At 57.2% G+C, this 14689-nt stretch carries 12 protein-coding genes; 2 read left to right on the forward strand and 10 right to left on the reverse strand.

Features of this window, described 5'->3' with window-relative positions; all coding sequences use genetic code 11:
• The first annotated feature begins 40 nt into the window (after window positions 1–40).
• Complete coding sequence (locus VFQ24_07450; GenBank protein HET9178177.1) at window positions 41–166, forward strand: hypothetical protein; 126 nt, start codon at window positions 41–43, stop codon at window positions 164–166.
• A 272-nt stretch (window positions 167–438) separates the two neighbouring features.
• Here the strand turns inward: VFQ24_07450 and VFQ24_07455 are convergent, their stop codons facing one another.
• From VFQ24_07455 to VFQ24_07490, 8 genes are all read right to left on the reverse strand, one after another.
• Window positions 439–1227 carry a TIGR04283 family arsenosugar biosynthesis glycosyltransferase gene (locus VFQ24_07455; protein HET9178178.1) on the reverse strand — a complete coding sequence of 263 codons (789 nt, stop codon included), beginning with the start codon at window positions 1225–1227 and terminating at the stop codon, window positions 439–441.
• A 111-nt stretch (window positions 1228–1338) separates the two neighbouring features.
• Window positions 1339–2292, reverse strand: coding sequence for an acetyl-CoA carboxylase carboxyltransferase subunit alpha (locus tag VFQ24_07460; protein HET9178179.1), 954 nt, complete (start codon window positions 2290–2292; stop codon window positions 1339–1341).
• A 47-nt stretch (window positions 2293–2339) separates the two neighbouring features.
• Complete coding sequence (locus VFQ24_07465) at window positions 2340–5831, reverse strand: DNA polymerase III subunit alpha (protein ID HET9178180.1); 3492 nt, start codon at window positions 5829–5831, stop codon at window positions 2340–2342.
• A gap of 157 nt (window positions 5832–5988) precedes the next feature.
• Window positions 5989–6564, reverse strand: a complete 576-nt coding sequence (locus tag VFQ24_07470; protein HET9178181.1) for a cytochrome c — start codon at window positions 6562–6564, stop codon at window positions 5989–5991.
• Between the two features lie 71 nt (window positions 6565–6635).
• On the reverse strand, window positions 6636–8210 hold the full coding sequence (locus VFQ24_07475) for a hypothetical protein (protein HET9178182.1): 1575 nt from the start codon (window positions 8208–8210) through the stop codon (window positions 6636–6638).
• A 33-nt stretch (window positions 8211–8243) separates the two neighbouring features.
• Entirely contained in the window at window positions 8244–9128 is an 885-nt protein-coding gene (gene xerD / locus VFQ24_07480; protein HET9178183.1) for a site-specific tyrosine recombinase XerD, read from the reverse strand.
• A gap of 499 nt (window positions 9129–9627) precedes the next feature.
• The gene (locus tag VFQ24_07485; protein HET9178184.1) at window positions 9628–10329 is read right to left on the reverse strand and encodes a response regulator transcription factor; all 702 of its coding nucleotides are present in this window, start codon (window positions 10327–10329) and stop codon (window positions 9628–9630) included.
• A 98-nt stretch (window positions 10330–10427) separates the two neighbouring features.
• A complete protein-coding gene (locus VFQ24_07490) occupies window positions 10428–10784 on the reverse strand; it encodes a PilZ domain-containing protein (GenBank protein ID HET9178185.1) in 357 nt (118 codons plus the stop codon).
• 217 nt (window positions 10785–11001) lie between these two features.
• On the opposite strand from VFQ24_07490, the gene lpxD reads away from it, so the two are divergent.
• Window positions 11002–12024: a UDP-3-O-(3-hydroxymyristoyl)glucosamine N-acyltransferase gene (gene lpxD, locus VFQ24_07495; protein ID HET9178186.1), complete on the forward strand. Its 1023-nt coding sequence runs from the start codon at window positions 11002–11004 to the stop codon at window positions 12022–12024.
• A 57-nt stretch (window positions 12025–12081) separates the two neighbouring features.
• Here lpxD and VFQ24_07500 read toward each other — a convergent pair whose 3' ends face one another.
• Window positions 12082–12810, reverse strand: coding sequence for a lysophospholipid acyltransferase family protein (locus VFQ24_07500; GenBank protein ID HET9178187.1), 729 nt, complete (start codon window positions 12808–12810; stop codon window positions 12082–12084).
• Complete coding sequence (locus VFQ24_07505; GenBank protein HET9178188.1) at window positions 12810–14654, reverse strand: PDZ domain-containing protein; 1845 nt, start codon at window positions 14652–14654, stop codon at window positions 12810–12812. The genes VFQ24_07500 and VFQ24_07505 overlap by 1 nt, the downstream gene beginning before the upstream one ends.
• Window positions 14655–14689 lie beyond the last annotated feature (35 nt).

The following is a 14689-nucleotide window of genomic DNA, read 5'->3' on the forward strand; positions in this document are numbered from 1 at the left end:
GTATCAGTGTCTGGCCGGAGTGCGCATTAAGAAGGGCCACATGAACGGAAAAAGCGGAGTTTTCGTCGAACTCCCCACGCCGAACCAACTTCGGCGGCCGTGGATTATGAACAACAAAGGCCACCGCAAGCGTGTCCTGATCAACAAACTCCACCAGACGGTTTAGCGGTGGCTCAACGACCTTGCCGAGAAAACTCAGATCGATTTGGCGCTCAGGGCTGAGAACGGGAACCTTGGATGAAAATCCGTTATCGGCGGTTAGCAGAAACAGGAATGCGCAGACTCGCGCTGCGATTCGAAGCAAGCCAGCTTGCAACAGACGCCGGAACATCCTCAGCACGCCCTACCCGTGGGTATCGAACACTTACACTGAATACTACGCCCACTGATAGGTCAGATCAAATTCAAGCCGAAGTCCCTATTAGCGACCGTCGTCAATCATAGATCCACTTGAGAGCAATCGGTGGGGTCAAGCTGACTGGATGCGTTGTTGTCCGGAACCGAGCCCGAGTAAATCCGCCGGGGTTCGCAGCCGTCGCGCACGGGGCCGTACCAGCGGGCGAGGTGTTCGGCGGGAACGCCTAATGAGTAGAGGGTTTGAATCCACACCCAACTGGAGAGTGTTCGAAAGAGCCCCTGCACGCGCCAGCGGCGGTCAGAAACCACGATGGGCGGATTCAGGCAAACCGTTCGTCCGGCGCGCTCGAGGCGCCGAATAAATTCATAATCGTCCATGATGGGGATGGGCTTGAAACCACCCAGCCGCGCAAAGACGCTACGCCGCACAAACACTCCAGAGTCACCGTAGTAAATCCCGAAAGGCCGCCGCACCCGGTAGCACCAGGTAAAGAAGCGTTCGACGAAAGTAACGCCCTGAAAAACAATTTGAAAATTGCCGCCGACCACGGAATTGTCACGCAAGCCGTGTTCGATTGACTCGACCGTTTCGGGTGGGGCCAGCATGTCTGCGTGGAGAAAAAGGAAAATGTCGCCAGACGCCTGGCGCGCCGCTTCATTCAACTGGATGGCGCGGCTGCGAACGCTTTCGACCAGGCGCAGCGGGCGCGGATGTGTCGCGGCAATCCCGCGCACAATTTCCCGCGTCCGGTCGGTGCTGCTGCCGTCGGCAACCAGCACTTCAAAATCGCCGCGGACGCGTGTCAAGCGGTCGAGCACGGTCAGGATGGAAGTCGCTTCATTGTAAGTCGGAATAATGATGCTGACCATACGCTGAATGGATGATCACTGACAATCAGGTGGTGGCTCGACACTGTGTGGCACGGCCATCCTTGCCGTGTCCTGTGACCTCAGCACAGGCGAGGACGCCCGTGCCACCGATCAACTTTCAGTGACAAAGGTGGCCAGGGTTCGCAGCCTTTCCGTGCGACGGCGAAGCAGTTCCTCCGGCGAAAGGCCCGTGAGTTCCGCCAGGGTTCGCTCGAGCGCAGTTCGAATGGTCGCTGCCGCAGCCTGCGGGTCGGCGTGCGCGCCCTCCGGCGGCTCAGGAACGATCTCGTCAATGATCTTGAGGGCGAGAAGGTCATCGGCGGTCAACTTAAGGATGCGCGCGGCCTCTTCTTTGTGCTCCCAGTCCCGCCACAGGATGACAGAGCAGCTTTCCGGAGCAATCACCGAGTAGACAGCGTTTTCCAGCATCAGCACGCGGTCGCCTATAGCGATAGCCAGCGCGCCGCCGCTGCCGCCTTCGCCGTGAATCACCGGCACAATCGGAACGCGCAACTTGGGAATTTCCTTCAGATTAAAGGCAATGGCTTCGGCCTGGCCGCGCTCTTCGGCCCCGATTCCGGGATACGCTCCCGGCGTATCCACAAAGGTGATGATGGGCAGGTTAAACTTGGCGGCAAGCTGCATCAGCCGCAGGGCCTTGCGGTAGCCTTCCGGATTGGTCATGCCGAAATTGCGGCGCAGCTTCTGTTTAGTGTCGCGCCCCTTCTGGTGGCCCGCCACCATCACGGCCTGGCCGTTAAATCGGGCAAAGCCGCCCACGATCGCGGCATCATCGCCGAAGCGGCGGTCGCCGTGAAGTTCAGTGAAGTCCGTGAAGAGCATCTGGATGTAGTCCAGGGTGAAGGGACGCTGCGGATGCCGCGCCAGCAAAACACGCGTCCAGGCATCCTTGTTCGCCGCATCGGCGCCACTTTGCAGCGAATCAAGCTGCTCCTGGAGGCGCGTCACCTCTTCGTGGGCTACAGAACCCGGCTGCAGCTTCAGCTCCGCAATCTGCTTTTCCAGGTCCTGCACAATGGCCTTTTGTCCACTTGGCTTCGTCATAGAGATGATTGTCTACTCAAACGGCTGTTGAGTGTCCTGACTCGAAGTTAAACTCCACCGGGAGTGCCGTTGCGCTTCTCCACGGCAACAGCCTCGTTGCCCAACAGTCCGCGCAGGCCGGCCAGCAGATCGTCGGTTGCGTCCACCACCTTCGGGTCTTGCGGTTTCAGCAGCACGCGAAAATCTCCCGGCCGCTCCACCACAAACAGTACGGGATGGTGCCCCGGATGGGCCCGCAACAGGGTCCCCAGTTCCTGCAGCACGCGGTCGGAAACTTCAGCCGGATTGATTCGGATGTGCAGCGCCGGCTTGTTGCCGTTGACGGCTGTGTCGAGCGGTTTTGCTTCGCTCACCACCACCTTGGCGCGCGCGTTTTCGTCATGCCGCACTTTGCCCTTGATCAGCAACACCGCGTCCTGCTTCAAAATTCCCTTAAGCTGCTCGAGCGCTTGCGGGAAGATCAACAGATCCACCGTGCCGCGCAAGTCCTCCAGAATTCCGGCGCCCCAAAGCGCTCCTTTCCTGCTGGGGCGGATGCGCAGGTTGGTCAAAATACCGCCCAGAGTAACGGGGGCGTCATTCTCCAGTTCATCGACAACCGAAGTGTTGGCCTGAGTCAATTCGCGCAACTGCGGCAGGTATTTTTCAAGCGGATGGCCCGTGACATAAAAGCCCAGCAATTCTTTTTCACCCGCCAGGCGTTCCGCTTCCGAAAATTCCTCGAGGTCAGGCAGATTGGCTGGCGCGGCAGAAGCAGGTTCCCCTCTGCCGCCGAAAAGGCCGTGCTGCCCGCTATCGGCGATGCGTTGATGGCGCTGGCCCCACTCCATAGCCCGGTCCAGCACCGCGAGAAGCTGCGAACGCCGGGCGCCCATGGAATCCGTCGCTCCTGCCTTGATGAGGCTTTCGATCACCCGCTTGTTCAGCAGGCGCAGGTCAACACGTTCGCAAAACTGAAACAGGTTGTCAAAACGGCCCAGCTTGTTACGGGAGTCCACCACGGAAACAATAGCGGCGTCGCCCACGTTCTTGATGGCCGTCAGGCCAAAACGGATCTGGCCGTCGCTGGGCGTAAACGTGCGCTCGCTGGAATTAATGTCCGGCGGAAGGATATTGATGCCCATATCGCGGCATTCGTTCAGGTAATGCGTCATCTTATCGGAGTTGCCGATTTCGGAGGTCAGCAGAGCGGCCATGAATTCAACCGAATAGTGCGTCTTCAGATAGGCCGTGTGATACGCCACCAGCGCGTAAGCAGCCGAATGCGATTTGTTAAAGCCGTAACCGGCAAACTGCGCCATCAGGTCAAAGAGTTTTTCCGCTTTGGCCGCCGGCACGTCCTTCGCTTTTGCGCCTGCCAGGAATTTCTCCTGCATGGCAACCATCACTTCGTGTTTCTTCTTGCCCATGGCGCGGCGCAGGACATCAGCTTCGCCCAGGCTGAACCCGGCAACGGCCGCGGCAATCTGCATCACCTGTTCCTGATAAACAATTACGCCGTATGTTTCATCCAGAATTTCTTCGAGCTGTGGCAGATCGTACGTGACGCGCTTCTTGCCGGTTTTTCGGGCGATGAAGTCGTCAATCATACCGCCCTGGATGGGACCCGGCCGGTAAAGCGCGTTCAAGGCTGTCAGGTCGGCCAGCCGGCTGGGCTTGACCCGCCGCAGAATCTCCGTCATGCCGCGGCTTTCAAATTGGAAGATGCCCGCCGTCAGCCCCTTGCCTAGCAGCTCATAAGTCTCGGCATCGTCCTTCGGCAGCGTATCAAGGTCGAGCCTTTCGCCGCGCGTGGCCTCGATCAGCTTCAGGCAATCGTCGAGCACCGTGAGGGTGGTCAGCCCCAGAAAATCCATCTTAAGCAGGCCAATCTTCTCAAGATCATCCATGGCGTACTGGGTGGTGATTTCATCCTTGCTGCTCTTATATAGAGGGACGATCTCCTGGAGCGGCTGCGGAGAGATCACCACGCCCGCAGCATGAGTGGAAGCGTGCCGCGCAAATCCTTCGAGGCGCCCGGCAATCTCCAACAGGTCGGACACGCGCTGGTCCTGTGCCTTAAGCTGGCGAAGCTCGGCAGACTGCTTCTGCGCGTCATCGAGAGTGATGTTCAGGACAGGAGGAACGAGCTTGGCGATCTTGTCCACTTCGGCAAAGGGCATATCCATCACCCGGCCGGCATCACGAATGACTGCTTTGGGTCCCATGGTGCCGAAGGTGATGATCTGGCTGACGTTTTCACGGCCGTACTTTTCCGTAACGTAGTTGATCACTTCACCGCGCCTGCGCATGCAGAAATCAATATCGATATCGGGAAAGGAGATCCGTTCGGGATTGAGGAAGCGCTCGAAAAGCAGGTCGTGCTGCAGGGGATCAACGTCCGTGATGTGCAGCGCGTAGGACACCAGGCTGCCGGCAGCCGATCCGCGCCCTGGACCGACAGGGATGCACTGCTCACGCGCGTAGCGGATGAAGTCCCACACGATCAGGAAATACCCCGAAAAGCGCATCTGTTTAATGAGGTCCAGTTCAAGTTCCAGGCGACCATTGTAGGCTTCGAGCGGATGCTTTAGCCTCCCTGCGGCGTGCAGTCGCTCAAGCCTTTCGAGCCGTTTTGAAAAGCCTTCCCGCGTCACCTTTTCAAAAAAACTGTCCAGGGATTCGCCGGGTGGTACTTCAAAGTGCGGAAAGACGTGCTCCTTCTGTTCGAGCTTAACGTTGCATCGCTCAGCAATCTCCAGCGTGCGGGTCACGGCATCGGGAACCTCGCTGAAGACCGCGGCCATTTCTTCATAGGTCTTGAAATAGAACTGGTCCGTCGGGAACTTCATCCGGTTCGGGTCGCTGAGGGTCTTTCCCGTCTGGATGCAGACCAAAACCTCCTGGGCGCGGGCGTCATCCCGTGTGAGGTAATGGCAGTCATTGGTGGCGATCAACGGAATACCGCTCTCGCGCGACAGGCGGACCAGGTGCGGGTTGATCTTGTGCTCCTCCGGCATACCCTGGTCCTGGATTTCCAGAAAGAAGTTCCCTTTGCCGAAAATCTCCTGCAAATCGTGGGCAGACTGGAGCGCTGAGTCATAGCGCTCGGCAGACAAAGCCACGGCAACCTCTCCCCGCAGGCACGCCGAAAGGGCGATCAGGCCTTCGGAATGGCGGGAGAGCAGGTCTTTATCAATCCGGGGCTTGTAGTAGTATCCTTCCGTGTAAGCAGCGGACACCAGTTTCACCAGGTTCTGGTAGCCGCGCTCGTTCTCGCAAAGCAGAACAAAATGATAGGGCCGGTCGGCATCAGGTGAGCGGTCAAAGCGATTAGTGGCCGCAACATAAACCTCGCAGCCGATGATAGGCTTGACTCCATGTTTGCGGGCCGCCTCGTAAAACTTCACGGCGCCAAACAGGTTGCCATGGTCGGTTATCGCTACCGCCGGCATCTTTCGTTCGGCGGCCAACTCCATCAGCCGGTCGATCCCGCAAGCGCCATCCAGCAGACTGTAGTCCGTGTGCAAATGTAAATGAACAAAGTTTTCGGAAGCCATTCCGAGCCATTCTATCAAAAATCGGTTCCGAGATGTGATGGGCGAAATCAAAATCCCGGATCGGAGCAGGAAGCGCACCGCCACCGGCGTCACAGGCGCGCAGCAAGCCTTTACATTGCACACGGTCTATTCTGAGGGAATAGGTAATCGAGCCGTACTACTTGTTCCCCCGGGAGGGTTTGGTTGTCGCCTTGGTCTGTTCTTGGGGTGGCGAAGGCATCTGGGGTGGGGCCGTGAGGGCCTGCTGCGCCGAGGGCGGAAGCTTGTCAGCATTCGCCAGCAACAAGCTGACGTTCCAGATCTGCTCATCCGTCAGCAGTCCTGTAAACCCGGGCATGCCCGACAGGCGGATGCCGTGCTTGACTTTCCAGTAGCTCTCGCCTACCGGATCGTCCGTCACCATATGGCCGGATACAAAGAGTTGGGGCGGACGGGGAAACATTCCCTTTGCGGCGTTGGAGGCCGGCTTTCCCGGCAGGCCATGGCAACCCGCACAGTTGTGCCGGTAGACCTCAATGCCCGCCAGGAGCTCTCCTTCTGCAGCGTGGGTGGATTTGGTCTTTGGAGCTTGGCGGTCGATGGTTGCGTGCAAGGCCGTTCTGGAGAAAAATCTCTCAAACGGCATCGGCGATTCCGCCGTCGCGACGGGCGCGAATCCAGACCGGCAATAAACGTAGAGTGCCGTCGGTATAAGGAGAATTCCGATGATGACGCCCAAAATAAATTTACCCATGATTACCGGTCACCTCCACTCACCAGCCACCATGATCTGGTCCACTAAGCTCAGAAAAGGCCGGCGCTCTTTCAGCCCCTTCCACGCCTCGGCTTCCGCCGGGTGGCACTAGCCATTTCGGCAACCCTGGCCGTCCGTTTGACGCCCGCGGGTTTACTTTCAGTGCCAGCCTTCGCATGCTTGGTCTTCGCTTTGGGAGTATTGGCAAGCTTAGCGGGCGTCGCTGCCGCGGCAGGCTTATTCTGTTTGGAAGCTTCAGCGATTTTTTCGATCGTGGTAGGTTTGGCGCTGCGGCCGCTCCTGGCAGGCTGTACGGGCGGCGCCGGAGGTTCTTTAATACCTGCCAGCGACCGAAGTTCCTGAACCAGTTGCTGGTGGGTCTTGATCTTCCCATCCAATTGGTCAAGAAAGATACGTTCCAGGATCTTGTCAAACTTCGGGCCGGGCTTCACGCCGAGCACCAGCAGCTCGGTTTCCGGCAGGTGCGCCCGAAGCTGCGGAGCTTTAACCAGATAGTTTTTGATTCGGCTTTGAATCTTGGCCTGGGGATAGTAGGCCAGCAGGTAAAGCAGCAACGGCCTGGGCTGCTGCGACAACAGCTTATAAGCCTGGCTCGGAATGCCGCACCTGGCACTGGACAGCAGGCGGGCCATTTTTTTGGCCTCACGGTCCAGGTTGAGAGCCAGTTTAATTAGCTTAGGATCAATCAGAACCTTCTTTGCCAGGCGCTGCCGCTGAGAAGTGTTCATTTTTGAGACAAGGCAATCAAAATTCAACAGGAACACGTCCTCGCCGGGAGATTTCCTGGACAGGACGATGATCTTGCGGAAACGGTCAAACGCGATTCGAGTAAGGTTGCGATCAAGGCCCAACAAGATGCCGCGGTCCTGGTACAACTTTAAGACTTTTTCCGGATAGTCCTCGCGAAGAACCGCCTCGATCTCACCTGCCTGCTTGCCCGCAGGAAGGTCTGACCATATCCGTTCCTCGAGCGCCGCCTCCAGCCACCGCTGGGTCTTCTCCTCAACCTTAAAGCCAAAACGCAGCCCGAAGCGAAACAGCCGATAAATGCGCACGGGATCGTCCCAGAAGCTTCGTGAATGCAGCGCACGGATCTCTTGTCTTTCAAGGTCCCCTGCCCCATTCTTCGGATCCAGAAGCAGTCCCCGAGAATTCGGATGCAGAGAGATGGCCATCGCATTAAATGCAAAATCCCTGCACTTCAGGTCCTCAAAAATCATGGCCGGCCTGATCTCAGGCGGGCGGCCCGGAGCGGAGGGAATTTCCTGGTGGCATTGGGTGATTTCCGCCCGGACCCCGCTCGTGAACCATAGCTCCGCTGAACCGCGACGGTCGTCAATTCTGGAACTGACTATCTCAACCTGGCCCGCAGCCCATGTCGAAGCCGTTGTGTGAAGTCCTTTGGGCTTGCCGGGTAGTAAATGCCGCAAGACTCTATGGATGTTTCCTTCGACGGCAAAGTCGAGGTCCCGGACCACCGCCTGGCCGAAGGTCATGTCGCGGACAGCACCGCCCACCAGGTAAAGGTTGATTCCCTCGCCATAAGCGGTCCGGCTGAGTTCATTGACGAGCTGGAACTGCGCGGGCGAAAGCCGGCTCTCCATCAGGAAGTTGTAATCGGTCATGTTTGCCTACACGCAAGCCATTCTCCGCGGCCTTCAGGCCCGCGGGTGATGAGTTTGATAAACCTGTCGCAACCGTTCCTTAATGACGTGGGTGTAAATCTGCGTAGTCGAGATATCACTGTGCCCCAGCATCGACTGAATAGACCTGAGGTCCGCACCCCGCTCAAGGAGGTGCGTGGCAAAAGAATGCCGCACCATGTGTGGGGTCAATGAGACGTGGATTCCGGCCCGGCGCCCATAAGCCGACAAGATCTTCCAGAACCCAACGCGCGAAAGCCGACCGCCTCGCTGGTTCAGAAACAAGTACGGAACGCCGGCCCGCTTCGCCAGAGGTCCCCGCCCGCTCCGAAGATAGGATTCGACAGCCCGCAAGGCGGACTTTCCGACAGGAACCAATCGTTCCTTGTTTCCCTTGCCGACACAACGGACGATACCCATGTTGGGCTCAAAATCCTCCCAGCGCACGTTCAGCAGCTCCGAAACGCGCATTCCCGTGGCATATAAGAGCTCCAACAGGGCACGATCGCGAAGACCCATCGGAGTGGCCGGGTCGGGCTGTGCAAGCAAGGACTCGACTTCCGTAAAACTAAGGTACTTGGGCAGAGAATGGGAAAGGTGGGGGGCCTCAATCTCATGGGCCGGATCGGCGGCAATCCTCCCTTCCTTTACCAGGAACTGAAAGAAATGGCGAAGCGCGGCTAACTGTCTTGCTCTAGACCGTGCACTCAAGCCTTGCCCGTGAAGCGTCTCAAGGAACTTGCGAATATGCTCGTGCCGGACCTCGCCGAGCCCCAGATCAGAACGATGGAGGAAAGAAGCGAACTTTTTCAGATCGCGCCCGTAGCTGGCGATGCTGTTAGGCGCCAGACCCCTCTCGACAGTGGCGTAATCCAGAAAGTCGGCAATTTCCGGCGAAATGTTGGCAAGTGGATCCGGCATTCGTGGGGCCCAATGCGCTTCTATTTCACCATTCCAGAGTCAGAATGATTGATGTCTTACACTAGGGCGTAGTGTCCATCAGACTGAAAATACTCGACTAACAAACCCAGATAGCATCCATTTGTGAAGAAGCCGATAGCCTTCGACCGCTATCTGATTCCAACTATAATTCTCTCGAAACAGCCTTGATTTTGTGAAACTCGCCCGGCTTTGTCAATAGCAAGTACAATTAGCTCAATAAAGTAGCCATGCTAAGAGAAATTCCAACCTAAGTCCGTCTGGTCCCGCCAGCGACAAAGCGAATCGCATCTTAGCACATACTGTTTCGTCAGACCAAGGTGGTTTTCGTTGGCGGTTTCGTTGGATGCGCCTGCTGAAGGGTTTCCCGTGGCCTTTCTCGCAGCAGGGACAAATTGGCCGGCTCCGGGGCAATCGCCGAGGTGCATTTCGAGAGCACAACACCTCGATCGAAAATTCGCTAAGCTTGGCTTGTTGAAGAGGTTACAGGAGGCAACTCAAGCTGGCGGTGAATGGCATACAACACAAGTTCAAGCCTGTCAGAAACGCCCACCTTGTCGTAAATCGACCTGAGATGGTTTTTGACCGTCTGCTCGGTAATGCGAAGGTGCGCGGCAATGTCTCGATTTCGCCAACCCTGTGTGAGGCAACTGATAATCGTCTTTTCTCTGGCGGTGAGGGTATCAACAGGTCTCTGGTGGTCAGCGTTGGGCGGATTAACAGGGACGGCTCCGCTGTCCGTCTGTGGCGGGTCGGTGACATCGCCGTCGAGGACCCTGCGCACGATTTCGACAAAGTATTCAGGTTGCGCGGATCTTGCGACGACTCCCGACACTCCATCGAGTAACAGCTTTTCCTTCTGCCTATCAGCGAGATGCGAGTAACTTACGAGGACTCTGCAATTGGGCGAGTCAAAGCGGAGCCGTTCAACAAAACGATCGAACCCGGTGAGGGCTATCTCTTCCTGGACAAGAATTAAGTCGGGCCGAAAAGACCTGTTCATCGCCACCATCTGAACGGAATTCTCAGCCTGAGCGACTACACGGAGATCGTCCTCGACGCTGAAAAGCTTCTTCAGGCCCAGCCTGAAGACGCCTTCGCCATCAGCAATCAGAATTTTGGCCCTGGCCTTGTAATTGTTCTGCTTCCTCTCTTGCATCATCGAATCTCTGTTTAATACAAAGCACCCCGATATGACCGCTTGTCGCTGGCGATAACGGGAAGCTGAATATTGTTCGAAAAATCCGTGCAGCCGGCTACCTATGCCGGTTGGTTACTGGATCGTTCGGTACGCTTGCCGGAGGCCAGACGATAGTCATCAATGACCACCCCGAGTCCCGCGCGGTCCCCTGTCTTTTTCTGCCGAACCACGCGTCCCATGCACTGCAACTGCATGGGCGTATTGGTAACCTCAGTTGGGAGGGAGACTGTAAACTGGATTGGAGTATCGTGGCGAAGCCGTACCGGAGCCAGAATAAAGAGGCCGTTACCGCTCATACTCTCTGTGGTGCCCTGAGCGGCACGCTCCCTCCCCGCCCTCGTCTTCCAACGAATCTGGACGGGAAGCTCCACTGGAATTCTCGTACCACCGCGAATGCCCTTACGCCGGAAGGCCATATTTCTCCTTTCCACTTCAGCTATCGGAATTCCCGTTGTGTATCTTTACGTTTTCGTACCAGGCCCGTGCGGTAATTCTGGCCAATACCGGCCGGGCTGGCTATTGCCACACCTCCCCGCCCTTGCTAACCTTTCACGTGAGGCATGCATTCCAGAGGAAAAGCAAGGATGGGGCGACAGCCTATGCAAGCCCTTCCTTTAAGAAGGAGCGTCAGCCATGAGGCTTGGTGAGATTGCAGAGAAGCTCGGCTGTAAACTGGAAGGACCCGCAGAACTTGAAATTACTGCGGTGGCCGGCTTGGAGGAGGCCGGTCCGTCAGAACTGACGTTCCTTTCAAATCCCAAATACAGGCGTACGCTCCGGGAGACTAGAGCGGGGGCCATCATTTTGTCGCCCGAGGAACCCGACCCCGGGCGTCCGACCCTGCGGTCCGCCAACCCTTATCTGGATTTTGCCCGGGCGCTGGAATTGTTTTATCCTCCTGTCCGAGTTGATCCCGGCATCCAACCGACCGCCATCATAGCGCCAGATGCTGAAATTGGCCGCAATCCGTCGATCGGCCCCTACGTGGTGATCGGATCGGGAGTCGAAATCGGCGATGACTGCGTGATCAAGGGCCACGTGGTGATCTATGACGGCGCCAGGATTGGCCACCGCTTTTTGGCCCACTCGCACGTGGTTGTCCGGGAAAACGTGCAGATCGGCAATGATGTTGTCCTGCAGAACGGAGCGATCATTGGGAGCGATGGATTCGGCTTTGCGCGCCAGGCCGACGGCTCCTATTACAAGATCGTGCAGGCCGGGCGCGTCGTCATCGAGGACGAAGTTGAGGTGCAGGCAAACGCCTGTATTGACCGCGCGACGGTGGGCGCCACTCGCCTCCGCCGAGGCTCAAAGATTGACAACCTCGTCCAGGTGGGTCATGCCTGCGACATTGGTGAGAATACTCTGCTCTGCGGGCAGTCGGGACTGGCGGGCAGTTGCAAGGTTGGAAAGAATGTAGTCCTTGCGGGCCAGGTTGGCGTGGCCGGCCACCTGACAATTGGCGACAACGTGATTGCCACTGCGCAGACCGGGATCCCTTCCGATGTCGAACCCAACAAGACCATTTCCGGATATCCGGCCATGGATAATTCGCGCTGGCTGAAGTGTTCGGCGGTTTTCGCCCGCCTTCCGGAGATCTATGCGACCCTGCGGGGGCTCATTAGACATCCAAGGCCATCGAACGAAAGCACGTAAGCAAGATCGTCCGACGAATATCATGGACCTACCGGAAACTCTACCTTGAAGCTGGATTCAATCACCGTCCGGCCCAAGCGGCCGCTCCTCAAGCAAGAGCCCTTCTATGATCGCCTGCCGGACCTGCTCGGCAACCATCGAGCGATCTGCAATGCTGCAACCCGCGGTGGGAATTAGATCGTGGATTGTAATTCGCAGCGGCCCAGGACCGATCCTGAAATCACCGCGGCGCATAATCTTGTTTGCTCCCGACACCGAAATTGGAACAATCGGCACGCCGGCCTTGATCGCCATCACAAAGACGCCCTTCTTAAAACGCTGCAGGCGTCCGGTGCTGCTCCGAGTTCCCTCCGGGAAGGCCAGGAACGAATGTCCGGCCTTCAAGGAAGCGACGGCCTGGTCCACGGCTTGAAAGGCCCGTTCTCGATGAGTTCGGTCCACAGCAATGAATCCCCGCATGCGCATGCCCATGCCTATGATTGGAACGCGGAAAAATTCCTGTTTCGCCATGATCAGAACGGGCGGAAGGACTGATGCCAGGGCGGGAGGATCACAATTGCTCTGATGGTTTGCCATAAAGACCACGGCCTTCCCCATAGGAATCTTTTCTTTGCCCGTGACGATCAGCCTGACTCCGGCCAGACGGAGAGCGATCCTGGCACTGAAGACTCCGACTGAATAGAGGGCGTCCGTGTTCCCCAGGAGCAAGCTCCATAGGGTTAGCGGAAGTCCAAGAATCAGCAGGAGGAGGAGCATGACCGCATAAACAAGCAGAGTTCTGGACATCAGTTTACGGCGGCTGCGCCCTTCCTCAATTCACCTTTCAACCAGCCTCGGCGTACGGCGAGTTGGGACTGGGTGGCATTGGGCATCTCTTCAATGTGATAAACCAGCGCATTCTTCGACCCCAGCACAAACGCGATGTCCAGAACTTTCGCCCCCCGTCGCACGGTGAATACGACGTTCTGGCCCGGCTTGAAATAAATCAGTTCGCGATCTGGTGTGACGGGCAGTTCAACGCCGTTCATCGTCAAGAGCACATCGCCAGCGCGAAGCCCCGCCTTCTCCGCACTGCTGTCCGGAACAACTGCCTCAACTTGAATAGGACCTTCAAAGGCCTGGAGTGAATCAAATCCGAGGTCAGGAACCTCCTGGGTTTCGATCTTGAGGGCCAGCCCGGCATAACCAAGATATTTTCCATAATCGAGGTCGCCGGTGCCGTTAATGTTCGTGCGGAAAAATTCCTGGACCGGGAAAGCAGGCGCAAGCTGAGCGATGATGTTCTCGAGATCGGCATCACTGAAGAAGCGGCCTCGCGCGGCAAAGTCGCGATTCAATTGTCTCATCACGTCATCCAGACTGAAACGGTTATCGCTCGCATGGCGAATGCCAAGGTCGAGCAGATAGCCCAGCAATTCGCCCTTGTTGTAATAAGAGATGCTTCTTTCCGGCCGTGAGTAGTCGGGATATTTCTCAAGCCAGGCTTCCCGCCCGGATTCTTCGGCACTCTGCAAATTCCTCGCCGGTCTCGACTTGAGTTGACGGACCCCCTCAGCCAGGTGGGCATAAAATTGTTTGCTATCGATCAAACCTGAACGAAGCAACACTAGCTGCGCGTAAGTGCTCGTGACTCCTTCAGAAAACCAGAGGTCGCTGGTGTCATTCCCGTGGATGTAGTCGATAGGTTCGAGCCCCTGTGGACGAATGCGCTTTACGTTCCAGAGGTGAAAAAACTCGTGTGCGGCAATAACTTCGAGCGTATCAAGGCCAGTACGCATCCGGTCGGCGGGAATACTGATGGCCGTGCCGTCGCAGTGTTCCATACCACCCTCACCCTTCTCCGGGAAGAAGAACATAAAGGTATAGCGCTTGAACGGGACATCCTGCATCAGGGCTGTTTCTTTGGAGGTGATTTTCTTGAGCACCTCCAGCAGGCGCTGAGGCGAATAGAGGTCCTGCTCGCCGTCAATGGTAATGCGATACTCCGCGCCCGCCTGGACATAGTCGTATTCCTGGAACTTCCCTGCCTCGGCCGGGCTATCCACCAGCCGGTCATAGTTGGGCGCCTGGTACTCGCCGGGTGACAGACCGTCATCCAGCATCGTGACCAACTTCCAGCCGTCCGGCAGCAGGAATTTAACCCGCACGGGACGCTGACGCTCATTCGGCAGATAAAAGAGCAGTAGAGCAAAGTTCAGAAAAGCGTGGCGGCTGTCGAGGATCGCGGAGAAAACGCCCTCCTGGTTGGCATAGACCTCGTAATGGATTTCCAAATCGGCGCATCCTCCGACGCTTGCCCACGTATTGATGTCCACGCGACGCAGTTGCGCCGGCCGCCCCTGGCACTGCGCTTCAACATTCTGCACGTCGCGAACGAAGTCACGAATCTGGTAAAGATTGTTCCAGGCGGGAACCTGGAATTCCGTTTCCGCGGCGGCGTCCGGCACATTCATGGTGACATCCACCAGATGCGAGGCCGGCTTTCGCAAGTCCAGCAGGTACCGGATGGAGGTATCCTGCGTCCGTGCAACCGCAGAGCCGGCAACGAGCAGGCACAGCACGGTGACAAGGCAAGGGACCGCTTGGGAGCATCGCAACAGCGCAATAACTGTATTGAACGGTTTTCTCATCCGCCCGATCTGGAGATGTTTGTACACACACTGCG

The organism is Terriglobia bacterium, assembly GCA_035712365.1.
Taxonomy (GTDB): domain Bacteria; phylum Acidobacteriota; class Terriglobia; order UBA7540; family UBA7540; genus SCRD01.

Coding starts and splice junctions, on each gene's coding strand:
- VFQ24_07450 (HET9178177.1), top strand. CDS start 41: ATGAACGGAAAAAGCGGAGTTTTCGTCGAACTCCCCACGCCGAACCAA.
- VFQ24_07455 (HET9178178.1), bottom strand. CDS start 1,227: ATGGTCAGCATCATTATTCCGACTTACAATGAAGCGACTTCCATCCTG.
- VFQ24_07460 (HET9178179.1), bottom strand. CDS start 2,292: ATGACGAAGCCAAGTGGACAAAAGGCCATTGTGCAGGACCTGGAAAAG.
- VFQ24_07465 (HET9178180.1), bottom strand. CDS start 5,831: ATGGCTTCCGAAAACTTTGTTCATTTACATTTGCACACGGACTACAGT.
- VFQ24_07470 (HET9178181.1), bottom strand. CDS start 6,564: ATGGGTAAATTTATTTTGGGCGTCATCATCGGAATTCTCCTTATACCG.
- VFQ24_07475 (HET9178182.1), bottom strand. CDS start 8,210: ATGACCGATTACAACTTCCTGATGGAGAGCCGGCTTTCGCCCGCGCAG.
- VFQ24_07485 (HET9178184.1), bottom strand. CDS start 10,329: ATGATGCAAGAGAGGAAGCAGAACAATTACAAGGCCAGGGCCAAAATT.
- VFQ24_07490 (HET9178185.1), bottom strand. CDS start 10,784: ATGGCCTTCCGGCGTAAGGGCATTCGCGGTGGTACGAGAATTCCAGTG.
- lpxD (HET9178186.1), top strand. CDS start 11,002: ATGAGGCTTGGTGAGATTGCAGAGAAGCTCGGCTGTAAACTGGAAGGA.
- VFQ24_07500 (HET9178187.1), bottom strand. CDS start 12,810: ATGTCCAGAACTCTGCTTGTTTATGCGGTCATGCTCCTCCTCCTGCTG.
- VFQ24_07505 (HET9178188.1), bottom strand. CDS start 14,654: ATGAGAAAACCGTTCAATACAGTTATTGCGCTGTTGCGATGCTCCCAA.